Origin of the sequence: Rhodococcus gannanensis, assembly GCF_042681175.1 — a bacterium.
GTDB classification, from domain to species: Bacteria; Actinomycetota; Actinomycetes; order Mycobacteriales; family Mycobacteriaceae; genus Rhodococcus_G; species Rhodococcus_G gannanensis.
On the sequence record NZ_JBHUFB010000010.1, the window covers coordinates 75,828 to 97,586 of the forward strand.

General features: G+C 69.0%; 18 protein-coding genes. 6 read left to right on the forward strand and 12 right to left on the reverse strand.

Going from position 1 to position 21,759, the window contains the following annotated elements; all coding sequences use genetic code 11:
- Window positions 1–21: 21 nt before the first annotated feature.
- Genes cysC through stf0 form a run of 3 tightly spaced genes read right to left on the reverse strand, consistent with a single transcriptional unit; the run spans window position 22 to window position 3,658 of the window.
- Window positions 22–1,920, reverse strand: coding sequence for an adenylyl-sulfate kinase (gene cysC / locus ACFSJG_RS11315; RefSeq protein WP_378485334.1), 1,899 nt, complete (start codon window positions 1,918–1,920; stop codon window positions 22–24).
- Window positions 1,920–2,906 carry a sulfate adenylyltransferase subunit CysD gene (gene cysD / locus ACFSJG_RS11320; RefSeq protein WP_378485335.1) on the reverse strand — a complete coding sequence of 329 codons (987 nt, stop codon included), beginning with the start codon at window positions 2,904–2,906 and terminating at the stop codon, window positions 1,920–1,922. Before cysD ends, cysC begins: the two co-directional genes overlap by 1 nt.
- Window positions 2,855–3,658 carry a trehalose 2-sulfotransferase gene (gene stf0, locus ACFSJG_RS11325; RefSeq protein WP_378485336.1) on the reverse strand — a complete coding sequence of 268 codons (804 nt, stop codon included), beginning with the start codon at window positions 3,656–3,658 and terminating at the stop codon, window positions 2,855–2,857. Before stf0 ends, cysD begins: the two co-directional genes overlap by 52 nt.
- A 126-nt stretch (window positions 3,659–3,784) precedes the next feature.
- On the opposite strand from stf0, the gene ACFSJG_RS11330 reads away from it, so the two are divergent.
- Window positions 3,785–5,140, forward strand: a complete 1,356-nt coding sequence (locus tag ACFSJG_RS11330) for a sulfatase family protein (protein ID WP_378485337.1) — start codon at window positions 3,785–3,787, stop codon at window positions 5,138–5,140.
- 99 nt (window positions 5,141–5,239) lie between these two features.
- On the opposite strand, the gene ACFSJG_RS11335 is transcribed toward ACFSJG_RS11330, so the two are convergent.
- The 5 genes from ACFSJG_RS11335 to ACFSJG_RS11355 form a co-directional block, all read right to left on the reverse strand.
- Window positions 5,240–6,679, reverse strand: coding sequence for an aldehyde dehydrogenase family protein (locus tag ACFSJG_RS11335; RefSeq protein WP_378485945.1), 1,440 nt, complete (start codon window positions 6,677–6,679; stop codon window positions 5,240–5,242).
- A gap of 264 nt (window positions 6,680–6,943) precedes the next feature.
- A complete protein-coding gene (locus tag ACFSJG_RS11340; protein WP_378485338.1) occupies window positions 6,944–7,837 on the reverse strand; it encodes a LysR family transcriptional regulator in 894 nt (297 codons plus the stop codon).
- Window positions 7,838–7,901: 64 nt separating this feature from the next.
- Window positions 7,902–9,077 (reverse strand): hypothetical protein, encoded by a 1,176-nt coding sequence (locus ACFSJG_RS11345; RefSeq protein ID WP_378485339.1) that lies wholly within the window; start codon window positions 9,075–9,077, stop codon window positions 7,902–7,904.
- A 201-nt stretch (window positions 9,078–9,278) separates the two neighbouring features.
- Window positions 9,279–9,872 carry a class I SAM-dependent methyltransferase gene (locus tag ACFSJG_RS11350; RefSeq protein ID WP_378485946.1) on the reverse strand — a complete coding sequence of 198 codons (594 nt, stop codon included), beginning with the start codon at window positions 9,870–9,872 and terminating at the stop codon, window positions 9,279–9,281.
- Between the two features lie 2 nt (window positions 9,873–9,874).
- Window positions 9,875–10,144 carry a metal-sensitive transcriptional regulator gene (locus ACFSJG_RS11355; RefSeq protein ID WP_007529080.1) on the reverse strand — a complete coding sequence of 90 codons (270 nt, stop codon included), beginning with the start codon at window positions 10,142–10,144 and terminating at the stop codon, window positions 9,875–9,877.
- 162 nt (window positions 10,145–10,306) lie between these two features.
- Between ACFSJG_RS11355 and ACFSJG_RS11360 the strand changes: the two genes are divergently transcribed.
- Window positions 10,307–10,732 (forward strand): hypothetical protein, encoded by a 426-nt coding sequence (locus ACFSJG_RS11360; protein ID WP_378485340.1) that lies wholly within the window; start codon window positions 10,307–10,309, stop codon window positions 10,730–10,732.
- A gap of 4 nt (window positions 10,733–10,736) precedes the next feature.
- On the opposite strand, the gene ACFSJG_RS11365 is transcribed toward ACFSJG_RS11360, so the two are convergent.
- The 4 genes from ACFSJG_RS11365 to ACFSJG_RS11380 all read right to left on the reverse strand — a co-directional run bounded on the left by ACFSJG_RS11365 (window position 10,737) and on the right by ACFSJG_RS11380 (window position 19,196).
- Entirely contained in the window at window positions 10,737–12,923 is a 2,187-nt protein-coding gene (locus tag ACFSJG_RS11365) for an MMPL family transporter (protein ID WP_378485341.1), read from the reverse strand.
- Between the two features lie 84 nt (window positions 12,924–13,007).
- Complete coding sequence (locus ACFSJG_RS11370; protein WP_378485342.1) at window positions 13,008–14,675, reverse strand: FAD-dependent oxidoreductase; 1,668 nt, start codon at window positions 14,673–14,675, stop codon at window positions 13,008–13,010.
- Window positions 14,676–14,763: 88 nt separating this feature from the next.
- Window positions 14,764–18,072, reverse strand: coding sequence for an error-prone DNA polymerase (locus ACFSJG_RS11375; protein ID WP_378485343.1), 3,309 nt, complete (start codon window positions 18,070–18,072; stop codon window positions 14,764–14,766).
- Between the two features lie 134 nt (window positions 18,073–18,206).
- Complete coding sequence (locus tag ACFSJG_RS11380) at window positions 18,207–19,196, reverse strand: linear amide C-N hydrolase (protein ID WP_378485344.1); 990 nt, start codon at window positions 19,194–19,196, stop codon at window positions 18,207–18,209.
- 228 nt (window positions 19,197–19,424) lie between these two features.
- Between ACFSJG_RS11380 and ACFSJG_RS11385 the strand changes: the two genes are divergently transcribed.
- The 4 genes from ACFSJG_RS11385 to ACFSJG_RS11400 are packed head-to-tail and all read left to right on the forward strand — an operon-like array spanning window position 19,425 to window position 21,671.
- Window positions 19,425–19,754 carry a PadR family transcriptional regulator gene (locus ACFSJG_RS11385; RefSeq protein WP_378485345.1) on the forward strand — a complete coding sequence of 110 codons (330 nt, stop codon included), beginning with the start codon at window positions 19,425–19,427 and terminating at the stop codon, window positions 19,752–19,754.
- A 2-nt stretch (window positions 19,755–19,756) separates the two neighbouring features.
- Entirely contained in the window at window positions 19,757–20,125 is a 369-nt protein-coding gene (locus ACFSJG_RS11390; protein WP_378485346.1) for a DUF1048 domain-containing protein, read from the forward strand.
- Window positions 20,122–20,895 carry an ABC transporter ATP-binding protein gene (locus ACFSJG_RS11395; protein ID WP_378485347.1) on the forward strand — a complete coding sequence of 258 codons (774 nt, stop codon included), beginning with the start codon at window positions 20,122–20,124 and terminating at the stop codon, window positions 20,893–20,895. Before ACFSJG_RS11390 ends, ACFSJG_RS11395 begins: the two co-directional genes overlap by 4 nt.
- Window positions 20,892–21,671, forward strand: a complete 780-nt coding sequence (locus ACFSJG_RS11400) for an ABC transporter permease (protein WP_378485348.1) — start codon at window positions 20,892–20,894, stop codon at window positions 21,669–21,671. Before ACFSJG_RS11395 ends, ACFSJG_RS11400 begins: the two co-directional genes overlap by 4 nt.
- The last annotated feature ends 88 nt before the right edge of the window (window positions 21,672–21,759 follow it).

Below are 21,759 nucleotides of genomic sequence, written 5' to 3' on the forward strand. Positions count from 1 at the left end.
ACGGTCAAGTTCGTGGTCGAGTCAGTCCTGTCCGCCGCCCGCCTCGGCCCGTCCGAGCAGGTCGAGGACACGTCCGACCAGCTCGTCGAGATCGACGCCGGTGGTGTCGAACGCCAGGTCCGGATTCTCAGGAGCCTCGTACGGGGCATCGATTCCGGTGAGCCCCCGCAACTCCCCCGCCTTCGCCCGCGCATACAGGCCCTTCGGATCGCGACGCGCGCACTCCTCCACCGGAGTACTCACGTGAATCTCGAAGAACGGCAGGTCAGCGGCTTCGTTGAGGGCACGGGCAATCGCGCGGTCGGAACGCAGCGGCGACACCATCGACGCGATCGCGACGACCCCGGCGTCGGCGAACAAGCGAGTGAGGTGGCCGACCCTGCGAATGTTCTCGGCCCGATCCCCCGGTGTGAAGCCGAGGTCGTCGGAGATGCCGTGCCGGATGTTGTCACCGTCGAGCAGGTACGCGGCCCGCCCGGCGTCGACGAGTGCGCGTTCGAGCGCCACCGCCACTGTCGACTTTCCCGACGCCGGAAGCCCCGTGAGCCAGACCGTCGCACCGCGTTGGCCGGTGGCGTTCCATCGCCGGTGCCGGTCGAGCGCGGACGGATGCCAGGTGATGTCGCGACGCGCCTGCTCACCCTGGACGACTTCCCTTGCCGCGCCGACCGTTCCGGCACCCACCGTGTCGTTGCTGTGCTCGTCGATCAGGATGAAGGCACCGGCGTCACGGTTGCTGCGGTACGGGTCGGCGAGGACGACCGTGCTCGTCCGGAGGGTGATCCGGCCGACATCGTTGAGCGCCAGCTCGCTGGGAGCCTCGTTCTCCTCCAGCGTTTCCGGGTCGATGCGACTGTGCAGTTCCTGCACCGTTGCCCGGACCGTGCTGGTGGTGTGTTTGAGCAGCACCCGATCACCGGCCCGCAGCGGCGTCTCGCTCAGCCAGCACACCGTCGCGTCGATCTCACGTGCGGCGACGGGAACCTCTGTGGCCGCCGCGCTGACGATCAGGTCCCCGCGTGCGACATCCAACTCGTCCGCGAGCTCCAGCGACACCGACAGCGAGGCGACGGCCACCTCCCGGTTCTCGTCCAGGGTGTCGAGGGCGACGACGCGACTGCGCGCACCGGACGGCAGAACGATCACCTCGTCCCCGACGGCAAGGGTTCCGGCCGACAGCCGCCCCGCGTAGCGCCTGCGGCGGCCCTCTCCCGGGCGCGACACCCACTGGATCGGCAGTCGCAGATCGGTTACGCCGGCAGACGGGGCGGCGAGCTCGACGCCTTCGAGGTATTCGAGGAGGGTGGGGCCGTCGTACCAGCCGGTCGACTCAGAGCGGGTGACCACGTTGTCGCCACGCGTCGCGGACACCGGGATCACCGTGATCTCGGGGACACCGAGCCGCTGCGCCAGCAGCCCGAGCTCCGCCTGGACCTCCTTGAACCGGACCTCGTCGAACCCGACCAGGTCGATCTTGTTCACCACAGCGACCAGATGGGGCACGCCGAGCAACGACGCGATCCGCGCATGCCTCCTGGTCTGCCGCAACACCCCCGCGCGGATGTCGACGAGGAGCACCGCGACATGGGCGTTCGACGCCCCGGTGAACATGTTGCGGGTGTACCGCTCGTGGCCAGGAGTATCCGCCAGCACGAAACTACGTGCGGTCGTCGAGAAGAACCGGTAGGCGACATCGATGGTGATGCCCTGCTCGCGCTCGGCCCGCAACCCGTCGGACAGCGCCGCGAGGTCCGTCTCCCCGTCGTCGCCGGTCACCGCCTCGATGTGATCGGCGGGGAGCGACCCCGTGTCGTGGAGCAGGCGGCCGATCAGGGTGCTCTTGCCGTCGTCGACACTGCCCGCCGTGGCGAGCCTGAGCAACTGGCGGGGAGGCAGCGTCCGAGGTGCCGTGGTGGTCATCAGAAGTACCCCTCACGCTTGCGGTCTTCCATCGCGGCGACGGAAGTCCTGTCGTCGGCCCTGGTCTCGCCGCGCTCGGAGACCGTTGCCGCGGCGATCTCCTCGATGACACCGGTGATGTCGTCGGCATCGGAGCGCACCGCCCCGGTGATGGTGAGGTCGCCGACCGTGCGGTACCGGACCCGAAGGCGTTGCACCAGTTCGTCATCCGTCGGCAGCGTGTACTCGGACAGTCCGAGCAGGATCCCGTCGCGTTCGAACACCTGACGGTCGTGCGCGAAGTAGATCGACGGCAACGCCAGGTTCTCCAGCTCGATGTACCGCCACACGTCGATCTCGGTCCAGTTGCTCAGCGGGAACACCCGCACCTGCTCGCCGCGACGGATCCGGCCGTTGTACAGCGACCACGGTTCGGGCCGCTGCGAGCGAGGATCCCACTGCCCGAACTCGTCGCGGAAGCTGAGCACCCGCTCCTTCGCTCGCGCCCGCTCCTCGTCCCGCCGCGCACCTCCGAACGCGGCGTCGAAGCGGTTCTCCTCCAACGCGTCCAGGAGGGTTCGGGTCTGCAAGCGGTTACGGGAGGAACTCGGACCGTCTGCCTCGGTGACGCGTCCGCGGTCGATCGACTCCTGCACCGACGCGACGATCAGCCGGTGACCGGTCTCCGCGACGAGGCGATCGCGGAACTCGATCACCTCGGGAAAGTTGTGGCCCGTGTCGACGTGCAGGATCGGGAACGGCAGGGGCGCAGGCCGGAACGCCTTCTCCGCCAATCGCAACAGCACGATGGAGTCCTTGCCTGCCGAGAACAGCAGGACCGGACGCTCGAGTTCGGCCACGACCTCGCGGATGATGTGAACCGCCTCCGCCTCGAGTGCGCGCAGTTCGTCGACCCACACCGGGTTGTCCACGGCGAGCTCGGTCGGAATCGTCGTCACAGCGGAAGTCCCTTCTCGGCTGCTTCTTCGCGGTACCGCTCCACCCATTCCCTGGACCGGCCGTCACTCTGTCTCTTGAGCGGCGGCGGCGGCGCGAGCTGCGGGTCGAGGCCGAGCTCGATCAGCACCTTCGCCACCGTCGCCTGCGGGTTCCGGACCAGGTCGTCGAAGCTGACGTCGACGTGGTCGAGCCCCTCGGCCTCGAACCACCAGCGCCACTGTCTGTCCTGTTCACTCAGGATCCGCACGAGGTGGGCGATACCGTCTGCGTGATATTCGGCGCCGTCGTGCAGGTTGGGCGGAGTCGCATCGTCCCGCCACACCTGGGTCTGCACGGCCCGCCACATGGACACCGCCTGCGCGACGACATCGCCGCGGAAGACGTGGACGAAGGTGAGCCCGGGCCCGAGGATGTCGTCGAGCGCGGCGCGGAGCCCCTCCCCGGACCGGTCCCGAAGTCCGGCGGCGCGATCGAGCACGAGCGGCACCTGGTTCCACATCAGCTTGCCGCCCCAGACGCCGTTCGGCGTCTTGCCGAGGCTGCGCAGCTGGTCACGCCACTGCTCCGAGGTGCGGGTGTCGACGATGCCCTGCTCCAGTGGCGCGAGCAGCGACAGCACGCTCTCGTCCGTGATGCCCTCGAACCATTGCCGGGGTTGCGGCGAACGGCTGGTCGACGGCAGATACTGGAAGTACTCCTCGGGGTTACCCGCGACCGTCGTGGCCCGCAGGGACTCGACGAGCAGGGTGCTCCCACTGCGCTGGGACGCACAGACAAGATACGAACTGGGCTCGGACATGCGGGGAAGATTAGATCCCGAGCAACCGGCCCGCGACCGGTGAGAATCGAGGTGAGCCGAACTATTGAACGCATCGCGCGGCGCCGCCACAATCGACCGTTGTCCACCCGCCCGAAGGAGTTCCGCATGTCCGCACCCGACAACGTCCTGGTCGTGCACTGGCACGATCTCGGTCGCCACCTCGGGTGCTACGGGGAGTCGGGCGTGCACAGCCCCAACCTCGACCGACTGGCGTCGGAAGGCATCCTGCTGACGAATGCGCACGCGGCTTCGCCGCTGTGCTCACCGTCGCGTGGCGCGTTGTTCTCCGGGCGGTACCCGCACGACAACGGACTGATCGGGCTGGCTCACCACGGATGGGAGTACCACGGCGACGTCCGCACCCTTCCCTCGGTGCTGTCCGAGGCAGGTTGGTACACAGCGCTTTTCGGGATGCAGCACGAGACGGCCTACCCGAGTCGCCTCGGCTACCACGAGTACGACGTGTCGAATTCGTACTGCGACTTCGTCGTGGACCGGGCATCGAACTGGTTGACCCGGCACCCCCCGACACCTTTCATGCTGACCACGGGCTTCTTCGAGACACATCGCCCCTATCCGCCGGACCTGTATCCGCTCGAGGACCCCAACGGCTTCGACGTGCCGTCGTACCTGCCGGACCATCCGCAGGTACGAGACGACCTCGCGGCGTTCCACGGGTCGATCGAGGTCGCCGACGCGGCGGTGGGCAGGCTGTTGGAGACACTCACCGCCGAAGGGCTCGACGACAGCACATGGGTGGTGTTCTTCACCGATCACGGCGAGGCGTTCCCCCGGGCGAAGTCGACGCTGTACTCACGCGGCACCGGGATCGCGATGGTCGTGCGCCCGCCGCGCCGGTTGCGTCTCGATCCGGCAGTCGACGACGACCTGTTCAGCGGCGTCGACTTCGTGCCGACCCTCCTCGAGCTGCTCGGGGTCGACGTGCCCGAGTCCGTGACCGGGGTGTCGCATGCGCAGCGCTGGCTGGGACGGAGCGCAGACTCCCCTCGCGAACTGCTGTTCACCGAGAAGACCTACCACGACAGCTTCGACCCGATCCGGGCCGTGCGGTCGGCGCGATACAGCTACATCGAGAACTACGCGACTCGGCCCGCGCTCGATCTGCCGCTCGACATCGAGAACAGTCCGTCGCGGGCCGCACTGGGGACCGGCCACCTCACGCCCCGCGCCGAGCACGAACTGTACGACCTCACCGCTGATCCGGACGAGGTCACGAACCTCGCGGGAACTCCGGCTCTGGCAGCAGTACAGGCGGAGCTGGCCGGCGAGCTGCTCCGGTGGCGTGCGAAGACAGGTGACGTGATCCCCAGCGAAGCCGAGGGAACGGCCTATGCCGAACGGGCGATGGCGGACTATCTCGCGAAGCTCGAGTCGCCGCCGAACGTTCGCTCCGCGCTCAGCGTGGATCGCGGAATTCTCGACGAGGCGACAACGGCGTGATCGCACCTCCGGCGACCGCGACGCCACAGTCGCGCACTGCGGTTCCGGACTCGGCGCGCGGTGCACCCGTCACCCGGAACCGCAGGATCGTCACGCCGATCAGAGACCGATGTACACCGACTTGGTGTTGAAGTAGGCCTCCAGCCCCTTCTTCCCTCGCTCACCACCCCAGCCCGACTGCTTGTGACCGCAGATCGGCATGGACGGGTCGGCCGCGAGTGCGGAGTTCACCCAGATCTGGCCACCCCGAAGGGCGTTCGCGACGCGGTGGGCGCGACCGAGGTTCTCCGTCCAGATGGCGCCCGCGAGACCGTACTCGGTGTCGTTGGCCGCGGCGATCGCCTCGTCCTCCTCGTCGAACGGAATCACCGAGCCGACCGGACCGAAGATCTCCTCCTTGATGAGACGCATGTCCGGGGTGGTGTTGGTGACGATGGTCGCCTCGTAGAAGTAGCCCTTGCGGTCCATCGGCTTGCCACCGGTGATGATCTCGGCGCCACCGGCCACACCGTCGTTGACGATCCCCTCGACGCGCGTGCGCTGCTTCTCGCTGATCAGCGGACCGAGGACCGACGTCGGGTCCTCGTAACCGCCCATCGGCAGCATCCGGGCGAACCCGGCGAGACCCTCGACGACCTGGTCGTAGATCTTGCGCTGGACGTAGATGCGGGACGTGCAGGAACAGTTCTGGCCGGATCCGGCGAGCAGGCCCATGCCCGCGCCCATGATCGCCTTGTCGAGGTTGGCGTCGTCGAACATGATCAGCGGGGACTTGCCGCCGAGTTCGAGGGTCAGCCGCTTGAGGTTGCCTGCGGCGGCCTTGACGATCAGGCGCCCGACCTCCGTCGATCCGGTGAACGCGATCTTGTCGACGTCGGGGTGGGCGGTGAGCGCCGCGCCGGTGGTCTCGCCGTAGCCTGTGACGACGTTCAGGACGCCGTCGGGCAGGCCGGCCTCGCGGAAGATCTCCTCGAGCTTGAGCGCCGACAGCGGCGTCTCCTCAGCGGGCTTGAGGACCGCGCTGCACCCGGCAGCGAGCGCGGGTGCAACCTTGAGCATCGCGACGAAGAACGGGCCGTTCCACGGGATGATCAACCCGACGACGCCGACCGGCTCCAGCTGGGTGAACGTGTGGTACTCCTCGAAGTGGCCGAGCAGTCCGTCCGAGACCAGGTTGGCCGACTCGCCGTGGATCTTTCCGACCCAGCCTGCGTAGTAGACCAGCATCTCGTTGGCGACCTTGATGATCTGCTGCGCGGCCATCGCGTTCATGCCGTTGTCCCGGGCCTCGATCTCGGCCAGTTCCTCGGTGCGGGCCTTGATGATCTCGGCCGCGCGGAACAGGACGTTCGCCCGGTGCGCCGCGGGCAGCTTGCGCCACACACCGGACTCGAAGGTTTCCCGGGCCCGCGCGACCGCCGCGTCGACGGTTGCCTGGTCGGAGTCGAGGACCTCCGCGATCCGCTCTTCGTTCGACGGGTTGAAGACGGGGATGATTCCGCCCGAGCCGCGATTCTGCACCGCGGAATCGACGTCCATCGTGTTGGTCACTGTCATTCGTCCTTTCGTCGCGACATTCGGGGCACGAAGCCGCCACCATCGGACCCGTCGAGGGACGGACCATGCGGCTAGGTCTGGGCGTGACAATACTCACCTAGATAACTATGAGTCCATAGTTCGACATGAAGATGGGCGCCGACCGGGCGTCGACCGTCGACGGAGACGATTCCGCGCACCGCGGGCGCCCAGGCACCGGAACCGTGCGCCGGACACGTTGCACTGTCCGACGGAACCTACGCGACGCTACCGAGCACCCGTTGCGAGATCGAGGAATTCCCGGGCCGATCCGCGCAGCCCCCGACCCCGATCCCACACCGCGAGCAGTTTGCGCGGCAATGCCAGCCCCTGCAGTTCGACGCGAACGAGCCGGCCGTCGGTGAGGTCCGCCGCGACCGCGAGCGAGGACACCACGGCGGGGGCGTTGCCCGCGACGACGGCAGCCTTGACCGCCGTACAGGACGTCAGCTCGAGAAGCGGGGCCACGCAACCGGGCAGCGCCTTCTCGAGAGTGTTGCGGGTGCCGGACCCGAATTCACGCTGAATCAGCGGCGTCCGCGCGAGTTCGTCCGGCTTGATCGGGCCGGAGCGGGCCCAGGGATGCGCGGGCGGGACCACCACCACGAGCTCGTCCCGCGCGACTTCCCTGGAGTCGAGGCCGGCCGGCACCTCCGGGCCCTCGACGAAGCCGAGTTCCGCGTGGCCGGCGAGCACCTGGGTGACGACGTCGGTGGAGTTGAGCAACCGCACGGAGGTGACCACCGTCGGGTGCTTGCGGCGCATCGTGACGGTCCAGCCGGGGACCAGGTACTCGGCGATCGTCATGCTCGCGGCGACGGTGAGATTAGCCTCCCGCTCGCCGCGCAGCGCGGAGATTCCGGAGGCGAGTTGCTCTGCGGCGGTGAGGGTTCCGGCAGCCCACTCGAGGACGAGCCCACCCTCGTATGTGGGGGTCACACCGGTGGTCGCACGGTCGAACACCTTGATGCCGAGCTGACGTTCCGCGGACCGGACGCGGGCGCTGATCGCCTGCTGACTGAGGCCGTGCTCACGGCCCGCCGCACCCATGCTGCCGAGCCGCGCGACGGACAGGAGCACGTCGAGTGCGGCCAGTTCGGGGACGCGGGGCGAGAGGGGCATGGGGACACAGTACCCGCGCCACAAAGCCGTGTTGTGGGGACACAAGGTGGGTGTGACACCCACCTCACAGCAGCAGGAACACCACCACCGCCGCCAGCAGCGCGAGCATGGCCACCGCCACCAGCACCTTCACCGCGGTCCGGGCACCCGATCCCTCGACCTCCCCGGCCTTCTCCGGCTCCTCGGCGGCACCCACGCCCGCCGCGTCGGCACCGACCTCACCCGAGCCGCCCGCGTCGACCACGGGCAGCGCCTCGGCAACCTCGACCACCCCGGCCTTGGAGACGAGTGCGGCCTCGCGATCGGCCAGCATCTCGGGCGGGAGAAGCGGGCCACGAATCGCCGTCAGCACCTCGGTGACGTCATAGGACGGCGGCAAACCGATGGGCTTGTTCGGTCGCGTCGCACTGCGGAACCCGGCCGCGACGATCGCCGCGCCGAGGGCCGCGGCCTGCTCCGGACCCGGCCCGACGACGACGTGCACTCCGAACTTCGCGGCGAGCGCGTCGGCGACGCCCCGCAACGCATCGTCGTCGCGGGCGACCAGGCCGTCGGCGGTCACCACCACGGCGTCGAGGTTGGACGGCAGCCAGCCGAATGCGCCGAGCGCCGTGGACAACTGGGAGGTCGGCGACGAACCGCGACCGGCGGCGAACCGGAACGACTTTCCGCTGGAGACTCCCGACCGCACGAGCGTGACGGTGGCTCCGGCGTCGTCGACGTGGTAGGCACCGATCAGCTGACCGGGCTTCGAGGCAACCTCCGACTCGAACCAGGCGCACACCGCCTCCGCATCGGAGACCAGCGCGACCTCACCCAGTCCCGAATAGTTCAGGGAGTTGCGCAGATCCGCGATGTTGTCCGCATCCCACATCGACGGGTACGCCGCGACCACCGCCGGCGTGCCGCCGTCGCGGCCACCGAAGGTCGGCAGCGGCTCGCACTCGCGAACCAGTGACCGCATGGCCGAGGCGACCACGTCCTCGGCCCGGTACCTGGTGCCGTCGCTGGCGGCCACACCTTCCGGATCTCCGACCCGGGCGACGAAACCCGTCACGGTGCCGACGAAGTCGCTTCCGTCCGGTGGGTCACCGCCGCCGAGGAGCACCTCGCCGTCGGAGCAGACGTAGAGGACGGTGTCCCGGACGATGACTATCGGGTCCGGTGTGCCCGGCTCGTTCGACGCCACGACGAGGGTCGAGACGAGGCTGCCGACCCGTAGCCCAATTCCCACAGACATGCGTACTCCATTCGAGCGACGAACATCAGAGCAATCTACGCGCTCGGCGGGGCCATTCCCGAACTCGACGGCCGGGACACACGCTGTCGCGCCGAAGATCTCACCGCCCCGCCGCGACCGCCGCCGGCGCCGCGCACGCAGCAAACAAGCAGCATCATTCACGACCGCAGCGAACTCAGGGCAGCGAACCGGGCGAACCCGTCAGCGATGCTCCAGCAACTGCCAGGGTGACGCGTCGAGGAGGATGTCGATCGCGGTGCCGTCCCCCTGCGGCCGGAGCACGTGTTCGAGCGCATGGACGCGCAGGCCGACGGCGGCGGATGCGAGATCGGCGATCCCGGGCAGGATCGCCGGATCGGGCGGGCCTCCGACTCCGCGGTGATAGTTCTCGCTCGCATGGCCGAGATAGAGCAGGCGGCCGCCGGGCGCGATCCAGCCCGCAGCCCGGGCGACGAGTGCCCGCAGATCGTCCGCGGGCAGGTGCAGGAAGCTGATCAGGGCCAGCTCGACGGGGCGGTCGGGCGACCAGTCCGTGACGTCGGCGACGCGCCAGTCGATCAGTCCGTCGGTGTCCTTCTCCCTGGCCTGTTCGATCGCGACCTCGGAGTGGTCGACCGCGGTGACGGTCCACCCCATGCGGGCCAGCCATCGGGCGTGCCTGCCGTCACCGCAGGCCAGGTCCACAGCCGTGCCCGCGGTGGCGCCGGCGAGTCGCTGCCGAACGGTGTCGGCAGGCTCGCTGCCCCACGGGTCGGGCCGATCGCGGTAGCGGGCATCCCAGTCTGCGGCGTCCATGGTCACGCCAGCGCCAGGAAGAGCTTCTCGAGCTCCGCCTCGGTCATCGGCTCCTGGTTGTCGCGGCGGGTCCCGTCGAGGCAGTCCCGCAGCCCCGTGGCGACGATCTTGAACCCGGCGCGGTCCAGCGCCCGGGACACGGCGGCCAGCTGCGTCACGACGTCCTTGCAGTCGCGGCCGTTCTCGATCATCGAGATCACACCGGCCAGCTGACCCTGTGCGCGGCGCAGGCGGTTCAGCACCTGCGCGATGCTCTCCTCGTCTCCGGTCATCGACGTACCTTCCTTGTCACCGCTCGGTCCGAACGCTCGGACAACGACTGAAATTGAGCTTACCCCTCGGGGTATCACGAGGTTTCCTGGCGAAACAGGCCCCTCCGCGACCACACTGGAGACACAGGTGGTGCAGCCGCCCCGACGCGACAGGAGAGCCCGATGACCGAGAACCGCCCCTTCGGCTTCGACCCCGAGGACTTCGACCGCACGGCCCGCGCGCTGGGCGAGGGCATCCGCGACACGCTCCGCGGCATCGGCAAGCTCATCGACGACGCCGGCTTCGAAACCGTGTGGGAGACCCGGCCCGGCGTGGTCATGGCCTACCCCCGCCGCAAGGCGACCACCGGTGACACCGGCGACGGCGTCTGGGCGATCGTCCTGGTCGCCGAGGACGGGACCGCGACGGTCGAGCAGGTACACGCCACCGAACTCGACGCCCTGCGTGCGAACAAGACCAACACCGATCCGCAGCGACGGGTTCGTTTCCTTCCGTACGGCATCGCGGTCGGCGCACTCGACGACGACACCGGCTCCGGATCGGGCGCCGACGCCGAAGCCGACGTCGAGCCCGACCCTGAGCACTGACTGCTCAGCCGTGCGAGAAGCTGATCTCCGGCAGCATCCGGCGCAGCCACGACGGCGACCACCATGCCGCCCGGCCGGTGAGCCGTAGCAGCGCGGGCAGCAGGACCAGCCGCACGAGCACCGCGTCGAGCAGGACCGCGACGCCGAGGATGATGCCCATCTCCTTCGGCGGCAGCGGTTCCGCCAGCGCGAAGCTGAAGAACACACCGACCATCACTGCGGCGGCGGCGAAGATGATCCGACCCGAGTGCGCCATGCCCTCGCGCTGGGCGGCCGTGGCGTCACCGGTGCGCTCGTAGTGCTCCTTGACCGTCGCGAGCAGGAACACCGTGTAGTCCATCGCGATCGCGAAGATCATCGCGAAGAAGAACACCGGACCCCAGCCGTCGAGGAAGCCCTGCGGTTCGAAGCCGAGCAGGCCGGCGCCGTGGCCGTCCTGGAAGATCAGCTTCGCCACCCCGAACGCGGCGCCCGTGGACAGCAGGCTGACGACGGTGCCCATCAGCGCCACCAGCGGGGCCCGCAGCGCGACGAGCAGCAGCAGGAACCCGAGCACGAGGATCACCGCCATCACGATCGGCAGGTAGTCGTTCAGTGCCCGCTGCAGATCGAGGTTCTCCGCAGGTGCACCGCCGACGATCGCGGACTCGGGCAGGTCCGCGCGCAGTCGGTCCACGACGTCGGCCAGCGCGGGGTCCGACGGGTCGACGTCCGGTACGGCCTGCACGAGAACCGGCCCCTCGCCGTCCCGGCCTCCGCTGGTGGCGGGGATCGCCGGGCTCACCTGCGCCACCCCCTCGGTCGCGGCCGCGATCCGGGTCACGCCCTCCGCGTCCTGCGCGTCCGCGACGATCTGCAGGGTGCCGGGCACACCGTCGCCCATCTGCTCCTGCACGATCTCGTAGCCCTGCCGGACCGCGGCGTCCTCGGGGACGACATGGATCGACGGCATCGCGACCTTGAGCCCGAACACCGGGATCGACAGCAGCACGAGCACTCCGAGCGCGCCGATCGCCAACGGCCACGGACGTCGGTGCACGACGGCTCCCCAGCGACCGAACCACGGCGAGCGGTGCTGCTGACGCTTCGCGTACGGCAGCGATCCCGCATTCACCTTCGGGCCCAGCTTGCCGAGCACAGCGGGCAGCAGGGTGAGCGTCGCCGCGAGGACGAACAGCACCGCCAACATGATTCCGACGGCCATGGTGCGGACCGCGGGGGCGGGCACCAGCAGGACCGCGGACAGGCTGACGAGGACCGTCAGGCCCGACAGCAGCACGGCCTTGCCCGCGGTGTCCATCGTCTCGACGACAGCCACGCGGGCGCTCACCCCCTTGCGCAGCGCGTCCCGGAAGCGGACCACCAGGAAGAGCGCGTAGTCGATGCCGAGCGCGAGGGCGAACATCATCGCGAAGTTCATGGCCCACACCGAGATCGGGGTGAGTTCGCCCAGCAGCACGAGTGCACCTGCCGATGCGACGAGCCCGGCCATGGTGAGCAGCAGCGGCAGCCCGGCGGCGACCAGCGAGCCGAACGCGAGCACCATGATCGCGAGGGTGACCGGCCACGACACCATCTCGGCCTTGATCATCGCGTCGTGGTTGGCGGCGTTGAAGTCGCTCCACAGTGCCGATGCGCCGGTCGGATGGATCTCCACTCCGATGCCCTCGGGCGAAGCCGCCTCGGGTGATGTGCCCGCTGCGACGGCCGCGAGAGGATCGGCGAGATCCCCCGCGGCGGTGACCATTTCGTTGGGATCGGCGGCGGCTCCACCGATCACGATCGCAGTGTGTCCGTCGGGGCTGATCGTCATCCCCTGCTGTGGCGCCACCACCCCGGCGATGCGCGGGTCGGCGGCGAGGACGTCGGTGACGCCTGCGATGGCCGCGACCATCTCGGGGTCGTCGACGGTGTGCGTCTCGGAGTGCACGACGACCTGCAGCGCGTCGGACCCGGTGCCACCGAAGTGCTCGGCCGCGAGTTCGCGGACCTGGACGGACTCGGAACCGTCGGCCTGCCAACCCGCACCGGCGAGCGAGGTGAAGACGCTGGGAGCGGCGGCGCCGAGTGCGACGACGACGGCGATCCAGGCGACGACGACGAGGCCGAAGCGGTCGGCCATCGCGGCGCCGAGACGGGCCATCGGTCCGGGCGCCTGCTCGGTCGGGGGCGCGTGCGTGTCGGTGGTCATGGCATCGAACATCCTTATCAATACGGGTGGGGGTATATGAACGGGCCGAGAAAACCCCCGGCGAACCGGGGGTTCTCGTGAAGGTCAGACGAGCGCGTCGGTGCGGGCGGCGCCGGCGGCCCAGGTGCGGTAACCGCCGTCCAGGTTGCGGACCTCACGCCCGAGCTGTCGCAGGATGCGGGCGGCGGTGTGGCCGCGCTGGCCGACGTGGCAGTGCACGATCAGCTCCCCCTCGGGCAGTTCACCCGCGCGGGAGCGCAGTGCGTCCAGCTCGACGTTGACGGCGCCCGGAATCGATCCGGCCGCGAACTCCGCAGGTGTGCGGACGTCGACGAGGGTCGCTCCCGCATCGAGCGCAGCAGACAGCTCGTGCCACTGGATGGTGGCGGCGGTGCCGACGCGCAGGTTGTCGGCGACGTAGCCGAGCATGTTCACCGGGTCCTTCGCCGAACCGAACTGCGGCGCGTACGCGAGCTCCAGGTCGGCGAGTTCGGATGCGGTGATGCCGCCGACCATCGCCGTGGCGATCACGTCGATGCGCTTGTCGACGCCTTCACCACCGACGCCCTGAGCACCGAGGATCGCGTCCGTCTCCGGATCGACCAGCAACTTCAGCGACATGCCCTGCGCACCCGGGTAGTACCCGGCGTGCGACTGCGGGTGGGTATGGATCGCGCGGTACGGCCGCCCGTCGGCGCGCAGTCGCTTCTCGTTCCAGCCGACCGCCGCCGCCATCAGGCTGAACGCACCGACGATCGCGGTGCCGACGACGGGGCGCGGACGCACGGACAACCCGGAGATCACGTCGGCCACGAGGCGGCCCTGCCGGTTGGCGGGGTTGGCGAGCGGGACGAGCCCGGACCGGCCGGAGACGGCGTCGATCTTCTCCACTGCATCACCGACCGCGTAGACGTGGTCGGCGGAGGTGCGCATCGACTCGTCGACGGCGATGCCGCCGCGCGTTCCCGTCGCGATGCCCGCGGCGACCGCGAGCGCCGCTTCGGGGCGAACACCGATCGCCATGACCACGACGTCCGCGGGCACGGTTCCACCGTCGCCGAGGGTGACGTCGTCGGCGCCGATCGCGGTCACCTCGTTACCGAGTTCGAGACGAACTCCGTTGGCGCGCAGCTCGTCCGCGACGGGCGCGGCCATCTCCGGATCGAGCGGGCCGAGCACCTGGTCGGCGAGTTCGACGACGGTGACGTCGAGTCCGCGGCGCCGCAGGTTCTCCGCCAGCTCGATCCCGATGAAGCCGGCACCGACGATGACGGCGGTGCGGGCGGGGACATGGGCCGCATCCTTCGTCGCGGCCTGCGCGTCGAGCGCTGCGACGAGGCGGTCGACGTCCTCGACGTCGCGCAGCACCAGCGCCCGTTCGACTCCGGGCAGGTCGGGGACGATCGGGCTCGCGCCGGGGCTGAGGATCAGTTCGTCGTAGGTCTCGACCGTCTCGGCGCCGGTCGTCAGGTCGCGGACGGTGACGGTGCGGGCGGCCGGGTCGATCGAGGTCACCTCGGTGCGCACCCGCACGTCGAGCGCGAACCGTGCGGCGAGCGACGCCGGTGTCTGCAACAGCAGCGCGTCACGGTCGTCGATCACCCCGCCCGCGTAGTACGGCAGGCCGCAGTTGGCGAACGAGACGTGTGCGCCCCGCTCGAACACCACGATCTGCGCATCCTCGTTCAGCCGGCGCAGCCTGGTCGCGGCGGACATACCGCCCGCGACCCCACCCACGATGACGACCTTCATCGCCCACTCCCTTCGTTCGTTTGGCAATATACCCCCTGGGGTATGGTAACGGCGAGGACGTTCGGGCCGTTCCCCGCGGTGGTGCAGGTCACCGGAAGTCGCGCGACTTCCCCACCATCCGCAGATCCATGCGTTGCAGCCGGTCCGCGACGACCGTCACCGCGCCCTCCGCGTTCTGCACCCGGCCGCGCACCAGCAGGGCGGGTGCGGTCTGCGCGAGGGTGCGGTACCGGGCCCACAACCCCACCGAGCAGACAACGTTGACCATCCCGGTCTCGTCCTCGAGGTTGACGAAGGTGACGCCCCCCGCCGTCGCGGGACGCTGGCGATGGGTGACGGCGCCGCCGACCAGCACCCGGTCCCCGTCCGGTATCGACAGCAGCCGCGAGGCCGGGACAACCCCGAGCGCGTCCAGCTGGGGCCGCAGGAACTCGGTCGGGTACGAGTCCGGGGAGACGCCGGTGGCCCACACGTCCGCCGCCGCCAGCTCGACATCGCTCATCCCCGGCAGGGTGGGCGCGGCCACCGACGCGCCGGTGCCGGGCAGCCGGTCTGGCCGCTCCCCCGCCGCCGCACCCGCCGCCCACAGTGCCTGCCTGCGGGTGCCGGCGAACCCGGACAGCGCCCCCGCGGTGGCCAGCGACTCCGCCTGCGCGGTGGACAGTTCCACCCGGCCGGTGAGGTCGAGCAGCGAGGTGAACGGTCCACCCTCCTCGCGCGCGGCGACGATCTTCTCCGCCAGCGCGGACCCGATGTGCCGCACCTCGCCGAGTCCGAGCCGCACCTCGGTACCGCCGAGTTCGAGTCCGGCGTACGAGAGCGAGAGGTTCACGTCGGGTCCGTGCACGACGACACCGTGCCTGCGGGCATCGGCAACGAGGGACTGCGGCGAGTAGAAGCCCATCGGCTGGGCGCGCAACAAGCCTGCGCAGAACGCGGCCGGGTGGTGCAGCTTGAACCATGACGAGTAGAACACCAGCGAGGCGAACGACTGCGAATGACTCTCGGGGAAGCCGAAGTTCGCGAACGCGTACAGCTTCTCGTAGATCCGGTCGGCCACCGCGCCGGTGATGCCGTGCAGTTCCCGCATCCCGTCGTAGAGCCTGTCGCGCAGCCGCTCCATCCGTTCCGGGGACCGCTTCGACCCCATCGCGCGGCGCAACTGGTCGGCCTCGGCGGCGGTGAAGCCGGCGACGTCGACCGCCATCTGCATCAGCTGTTCCTGGAACAGCGGCACACCGAGGGTGCGTTCGAGCGAGTTCTGCAGGCTCGGATGGTCGTAGGTGACCGCCTCACGGCCGTTGCGCCGCCGGATGTACGGGTGCACGGACCCGCCCTGGATCGGGCCGGGACGGATGAGCGCCACCTCCACCACCAGGTCGTAGAAGGTGCGCGGCCTCAACCGCGGCAACGTCGCCATCTGCGCGCGCGACTCCACCTGGAACACGCCGACGGAGTCTGCGCGGCAGAGCATCTCGTACACCGCGGGTTCGGACAGGTCCAGCTTCGCGAGATCCACCTCGAGATCCTTGTGCTCGGCGACGAGGTCGATCATGTAGTGCAGCGCGGACAGCATCCCGAGGCCGAGCAGGTCGAACTTGACCAGTCCGACGGCGGCGCAGTCGTCCTTGTCCCACTGCAGGACGCTGCGGTTCTCCATCCGCGCCCACTCGACCGGGCACACGTCCGCGATGGGTCGGTCGCAGATCACCATGCCGCCGGAGTGGATGCCGAGATGCCGGGGGAAGCCCTCGATCTGCCCGGCCAGGTCCAGCACCGCGGGCGGAATGTCGGTCCCGGTCTCGTGTTTCACGCCGGACCAGCGGCTGACCTGTTTGCTCCACGCGTCCTGCTGCCCCTGCGAGTAGCCGAGGGCACGGGCCATGTCGCGGACCGCCATCTTGCCGCGGTAGGTGATGACGTTCGCGACCTGCGCGGCGTACTCGCGGCCGTACCGGTTGTAGACGTACTGGATCGCCTCCTCGCGACGGTCGGACTCGATGTCGACGTCGATGTCCGGCGGGCCGTCCCGCTCCGGGGACAGGAACCGTTCGAAGAGCAGCTTGTTGCCGACCGGGTCGACATTGGTGATGCCGATGGCGTAACAGATCGCGGAGTTCGCCGCCGATCCCCTGCCCTGGCACAGGATGTCGCTGCGTTTGCAGAACCACACGATGTCGTGGACGACCAGGAAGTAGCCGGGGAATCCCAGTTGGGCGACGATGGCCAGCTCGTGCTCGATCTGCCGGTAGGCATCAGGTCGCTCACCGGGGGTGCCGTACCGGCGGAGTGCTCCCTCCATGGTCAGCTCCCGCAACCAGCTGTCCTCGGTGTGCCCGTCGGGGACGTCGAAGGGCGGCAGCTTCGGCGCGATGAGAGCGAGGTCGAAGGCGCAGTCCCGGCCGAGGTCGACGGCGGCGGGTACCGCGGACGGATGCGCGGCGAACAGCCGGGCCATCTCGGCACCGGAGCGCAGGTGCGCGCCACCGGTCGGCGCGAGCCAGCCGGCGGCCTCGTCCAGCGACTGCCGCGCCCGGACGGCGGCCATCGCCATCGCGAGCCGGCGCCGGTCGGGGCCTGCGAAGTGCGCGGCGGTGGTGGCGACCACCGGAACCCCGCAGCGGTGGGCGATGTCGGCGAGCGCCGCGTTGCGTTCCTCGTCCTCGGCGACGCCGTGCGCGGTGAGTTCGACGGCGATCCGGTCCGCGCCGAATCTCTCGATCAGTCGCCGCAATTCGACCTCGCCGGCCGATGCACCGTCCGAGTCGAGCGCAGCACGTACGTGCCCCTTGCGGCACCCGGTGAGGATCTGCCAGTGCCCACCGGCGGCCTCGGCGAGAGAATCGATGTCGTAGGTCGGCTTCCCCTTCTCCCCGCCCGCCAGGTGTGCGGCGGCGATCTGCCGGGACAGCCGCCGGTACCCCTCCTGCCCCCGGGCCAGCACCAGCAGGTGGGTCCCGCCCGGATCGGGTGTTCCGGTGCGCGGCGGGGCGACCTCGGCACCCCCGGCCGGAAGCGACAGTTCGGCGCCGAAGACGGTGCGCATGCGCAGTTCCTTGGCTGCCTCCGCGAAGCGCACCACCCCGTACAGCCCGTCGTGGTCGGTCAGGGCGATCGCCTCGAGACCGAGCCGAACCGCCTCCTCGACCAGTTCCTCCGGGCCGCTGGCGCCGTCGAGGAAACTGAACGACGAATGGGTGTGCAGTTCCGCGTACGGCACCGTCGGCGCCTCGCCGGACCTCCGTTCCCCGGCCCGGTACGGACTGCGTTTACGGGACCAGGCCGGGCTGTCGCTTCCGTCGCCCGGGTACATCGCCTCCGGCGGATTGCGCCCCGACCTGCCCGAGAGCACCCGCTCCATCTCCGACCACGTCGGCGGACCGTTGTTCCAGCCCATGCGCAGGCTCCTCCCGTCGCTCGCCGGAACCTCCGGACTCGGCGAAGCGGGGAAGACGCTTCGAACATACGTTCCCATACTGGACCGCGGGCAGACCCTTCGTCAACTCGCCCCGGTCGCGCCGGCCACCCCCGTCAGGACCGCAGTTCGAGGAAGCGCAGCGGGGCGGTCTCCTCGAAGCGGCCGGAGACGTTGCCCGCCAGTCCACCCTCGAGCGCGACGTCACCCATCAGGTCGAGCTTGCCGGCCGGCGCACCCTCGGCGAAGTCCAGCTTGTCGAGATCCACCCACACGATGTTGGGACGGGTCGTCGAGTCGAAGACGTAGCGCTTGTTGGTGAGGTCGGCGACCGTCTGCCAGATCGTCTGCGACGCGTTCGGCTTGTCGGGATCGGGAATGCGGAACGGCTGCGCGACATTGCGCATGACGCTGAACATCCCGGCGACCGCCTCGACTTCGCCCTTCGGCTCGGGCAATCTACCCACGTAGTACGCGGCACGGGCGAACCGGTCGACCGCCCCGGTCGATCCCGGCAGCGGAGCGGTCCCGCCGAATCCCTCTATCTCCTTGAGCAGTTCGATCTGCTGGTCATAGGTGGGCGAATTGGTCATCACGCGGTGGTCGCGACTGTGCCAGACGGTGGCCTCACCGCCGATGTACTCGATGATCGCCGAGTCACCACCGGCATCGTCGAGTGCGAGATGCACGGTGGGCACCTCGCCCGTCTCCGGGTCACCGAGGGGTACGACCTGCACTCCCGTCTCCGCGATCCACGCGACCGCATCCGCCACCGTGGCGTGGTTGTCCAGGAAGTACTGCAGCCAGATCGCCATACTCAACGCCGGCCGGGACTCGTCACGCGTGCCGTAGTCCGATTCCGCGAGCCACAGGATGTGGCCCGCCAGACCGGCTTCGTTCATTCCGTCGACGGTCATCATGTCGAACGCGCCTGCCACGACACTGCCGTACTCGGCGGACCAGTGCAGCGCCCCACCGACTCCGTCGGTACGCGCGATCCCACGGGGCAGCAACCACAGGTTCGTCCGCGTGTCGCGGTGGTAGTCCATGTTGCGCCCGACCAGCACCGCACCCGCCGCATCCGGCCAGATCACTCGCGTGCACATCGATTTTCGCCTCCATTGCTCGAAGGAGAATCCGAACGCGGTCGCGACCAGTTCTCCCGAATCGGACAGAAGTGCGCCGTCATCAAGCTCTCACACCGGACATGCATCGGCGACCCGACACCGACCGTGGCGACACCGAAATTGCCCACTACCAACTGTTGCTAGGTACCGGTACTCAGTGTTACTTTGTACCGGTACTCAGCAACACCAAGTAGTGGGAGAGGTGCGATGGGCAAGCAGGCGACCGAGATGCTCAAGGGCGTCCTCGAGGGCATCGTGCTGGCGATCCTGTCGGTGCGACCCGCCTACGGATACGAGATCACCACGCGACTGCGCGAGCAGGGCTTCGCGGACATTGCAGAGGGCACCGTCTACGCCCTGCTCGTCCGAGTCGAGCAGCGTGACCTCGTCGACGTGGAGAAGGTTCCATCCGAGAAGGGACCGCCGCGCAAGGTGTACACCCTCAACGCGCGGGGACGAGACCAACTGGACGAGTTCTGGAGGAACTGGAGCTTCCTCGCGGAACGTATCGAACAGCTCCACGAAGGAGAGAAGTGACCATGGCTGCCAAGTGGATCGAGACCATCACCGGCTCGCTGGAGCAGAAGAAGCAGTTCAGGCAGTACGCGGCCCGGATCGACGCGCTCCCTGAGCCGTACGCCGCCGCCGCGAAGGCGTTGCAGCGGTACTTCACGTACTACGGGGGCATCACCGACGGCGACACGCTGCTGACGATGTTCGGCGACTTCGCCGACCTCTGGGAACGCGCCGCCACAGACGGCACTCCGGTTCGCGGGATCGTCGGTGACGACCCGGTCGAGTTCGCGGAGACCTTCGTGCAGTCGTACAGCGGCAAGAAGTGGATCGACAAGGAACGCGCCCGCCTCGTGCAGGCGATCGAGGATGCAGAACGAGAGGAGCGGCAATGACCACGGCAGCCATCCGAGTCCAGGGCCTCGAGAAGTCGTACGAGCAGCTCCACGTGCTACGCGGCGTCGACCTGGAGATCGAGCGGGGCAGCATCTTCGCCCTGCTCGGCTCCAACGGCGCGGGCAAGACCACCCTGGTGAAGATCCTGGCCACCCTGCTCCGCAGCGATGCAGGCACCGCCACCGTCAACGGATACGACGTCGCCACCCAGGCTGCGGAGGTACGCGAATCCATCAGCCTGACAGGGCAGTTCGCGGCAGTCGACGAGATACTCAGCGGCCGGGAGAATCTCACGCTGATCGCCAGGCTCCGGCACCTCGCCGATCCGAAGGCGGTCGCGGACGGGTTGCTCGCGCGGTTCTCGCTCACCGACGCCGGGGACCGGAAGGTGTCGACGTATTCGGGTGGTATGCGTCGGCGACTCGACATCGCCATGAGTCTCATCGGCGACCCACCGGTCGTCTTCCTCGACGAACCGACGACGGGGCTCGACCCCCAGGCCCGCAACGAGGTGTGGCAGGCCGTGCGGGAACTCGCGGCGAGCGGCACCACGGTGCTGCTGACCACGCAATATCTGGAGGAGGCCGAGCAGCTCGCCGACAGGATCGCGATCCTCCACGAGGGTCGGATCATCGTCGACGGCACACTCGCCGAACTCAAGCGACTGCTGCCACCGGCAACGGTGGAGTACGTCGAGAAGCAACCGACCCTCGAAGAGGTCTTCCTCAGCATCGTCAGCGCCGGAACAGGAAGCAGGGACCAGTCATGACCACCCACGTTCTCGCCGACACCACGGCACTCACAGGGCGCTCCCTGCGCCACATCACCCGCAGTCCGGACACGATCATCACGACGGCCGTCACGCCCGTGGCAATCATGCTGTTGTTCGTGTTCGTGTTCGCCGGGGCCATCGACACCGGCACCGGCACCGGCACGAGCACCGGCGCGTACGCGACCTACCTGCTGCCCGGCATCCTGCTCATCACGATCGCCTCGGGTGTCGCGTACACCTCGGTGCGCTTGTTCAACGATCTGCAGGGCGGCATCGTCGAGCGATTCCAGTCGATGCCGATCGCCCGCCCGTCGGTGCTGTGGTCACACGTACTGACCTCGTTGGTCGCCAACGTGAGCGCCCTCGTGATCGTCGTCGGTGTCGCCCTGCTCATGGGTTTCCGTTCGGGAGCGAACGTCCTCGAATGGCTTGCCGTGGCTGGCATTCTGATCCTGTTCACGCTGGCGTTGACCTGGCTGGCCGTGATCGCCGGCCTCTCGGCGAGCTCGGTGGACGGCGCGGGGGCGTTCGCCTACCCGCTCATCTTCCTGCCGTTCGTCAGCTCCGCGTTCGTTCCCACCGAGTCGATGCCCGGGCCGGTACGGGCGTTCGCCGACAACCAGCCCGTGACCTCGATCGTGAACGCGATCCGCGACCTCCTCGCGGGACACCCTGCGGGCTCGGACATCTGGGTCGCCCTCGCCTGGTGCGCAGGCATCCTGATCGTCTCGTACCTGGCCGCGACGGCGATCTACCGACGCAAGTTCGCCTGACCCCACGCTGGAACAGCGCCGCCGGCAGGCACTCGACACGAAGCGGTTGATCGGAATCCATCCGGAATCCCGATCAACCGCTTTCACG

Bases quoted from the DNA above. Each gene is read 5' to 3' on its own strand.
- cysC (WP_378485334.1), bottom strand. From the start codon at position 1,920: ATGACCACCACGGCACCTCGGACGCTGCCTCCCCGCCAGTTGCTCAGG.
- cysD (WP_378485335.1), bottom strand. From the start codon at position 2,906: ATGGGTGGAGCGGTACCGCGAAGAAGCAGCCGAGAAGGGACTTCCGCT.
- stf0 (WP_378485336.1), bottom strand. From the start codon at position 3,658: ATGTCCGAGCCCAGTTCGTATCTTGTCTGTGCGTCCCAGCGCAGTGGG.
- ACFSJG_RS11330 (WP_378485337.1), top strand. From the start codon at position 3,785: ATGTCCGCACCCGACAACGTCCTGGTCGTGCACTGGCACGATCTCGGT.
- ACFSJG_RS11335 (WP_378485945.1), bottom strand. From the start codon at position 6,679: ATGGACGTCGATTCCGCGGTGCAGAATCGCGGCTCGGGCGGAATCATC.
- ACFSJG_RS11340 (WP_378485338.1), bottom strand. From the start codon at position 7,837: ATGCCCCTCTCGCCCCGCGTCCCCGAACTGGCCGCACTCGACGTGCTC.
- ACFSJG_RS11345 (WP_378485339.1), bottom strand. From the start codon at position 9,077: ATGTCTGTGGGAATTGGGCTACGGGTCGGCAGCCTCGTCTCGACCCTC.
- ACFSJG_RS11350 (WP_378485946.1), bottom strand. From the start codon at position 9,872: ATGGACGCCGCAGACTGGGATGCCCGCTACCGCGATCGGCCCGACCCG.
- ACFSJG_RS11355 (WP_007529080.1), bottom strand. From the start codon at position 10,144: ATGACCGGAGACGAGGAGAGCATCGCGCAGGTGCTGAACCGCCTGCGC.
- ACFSJG_RS11360 (WP_378485340.1), top strand. From the start codon at position 10,307: ATGACCGAGAACCGCCCCTTCGGCTTCGACCCCGAGGACTTCGACCGC.
- ACFSJG_RS11365 (WP_378485341.1), bottom strand. From the start codon at position 12,923: ATGACCACCGACACGCACGCGCCCCCGACCGAGCAGGCGCCCGGACCG.
- ACFSJG_RS11370 (WP_378485342.1), bottom strand. From the start codon at position 14,675: ATGAAGGTCGTCATCGTGGGTGGGGTCGCGGGCGGTATGTCCGCCGCG.
- ACFSJG_RS11375 (WP_378485343.1), bottom strand. From the start codon at position 18,072: ATGGGCTGGAACAACGGTCCGCCGACGTGGTCGGAGATGGAGCGGGTG.
- ACFSJG_RS11380 (WP_378485344.1), bottom strand. From the start codon at position 19,196: ATGTGCACGCGAGTGATCTGGCCGGATGCGGCGGGTGCGGTGCTGGTC.
- ACFSJG_RS11385 (WP_378485345.1), top strand. From the start codon at position 19,425: ATGGGCAAGCAGGCGACCGAGATGCTCAAGGGCGTCCTCGAGGGCATC.
- ACFSJG_RS11390 (WP_378485346.1), top strand. From the start codon at position 19,757: ATGGCTGCCAAGTGGATCGAGACCATCACCGGCTCGCTGGAGCAGAAG.
- ACFSJG_RS11395 (WP_378485347.1), top strand. From the start codon at position 20,122: ATGACCACGGCAGCCATCCGAGTCCAGGGCCTCGAGAAGTCGTACGAG.
- ACFSJG_RS11400 (WP_378485348.1), top strand. From the start codon at position 20,892: ATGACCACCCACGTTCTCGCCGACACCACGGCACTCACAGGGCGCTCC.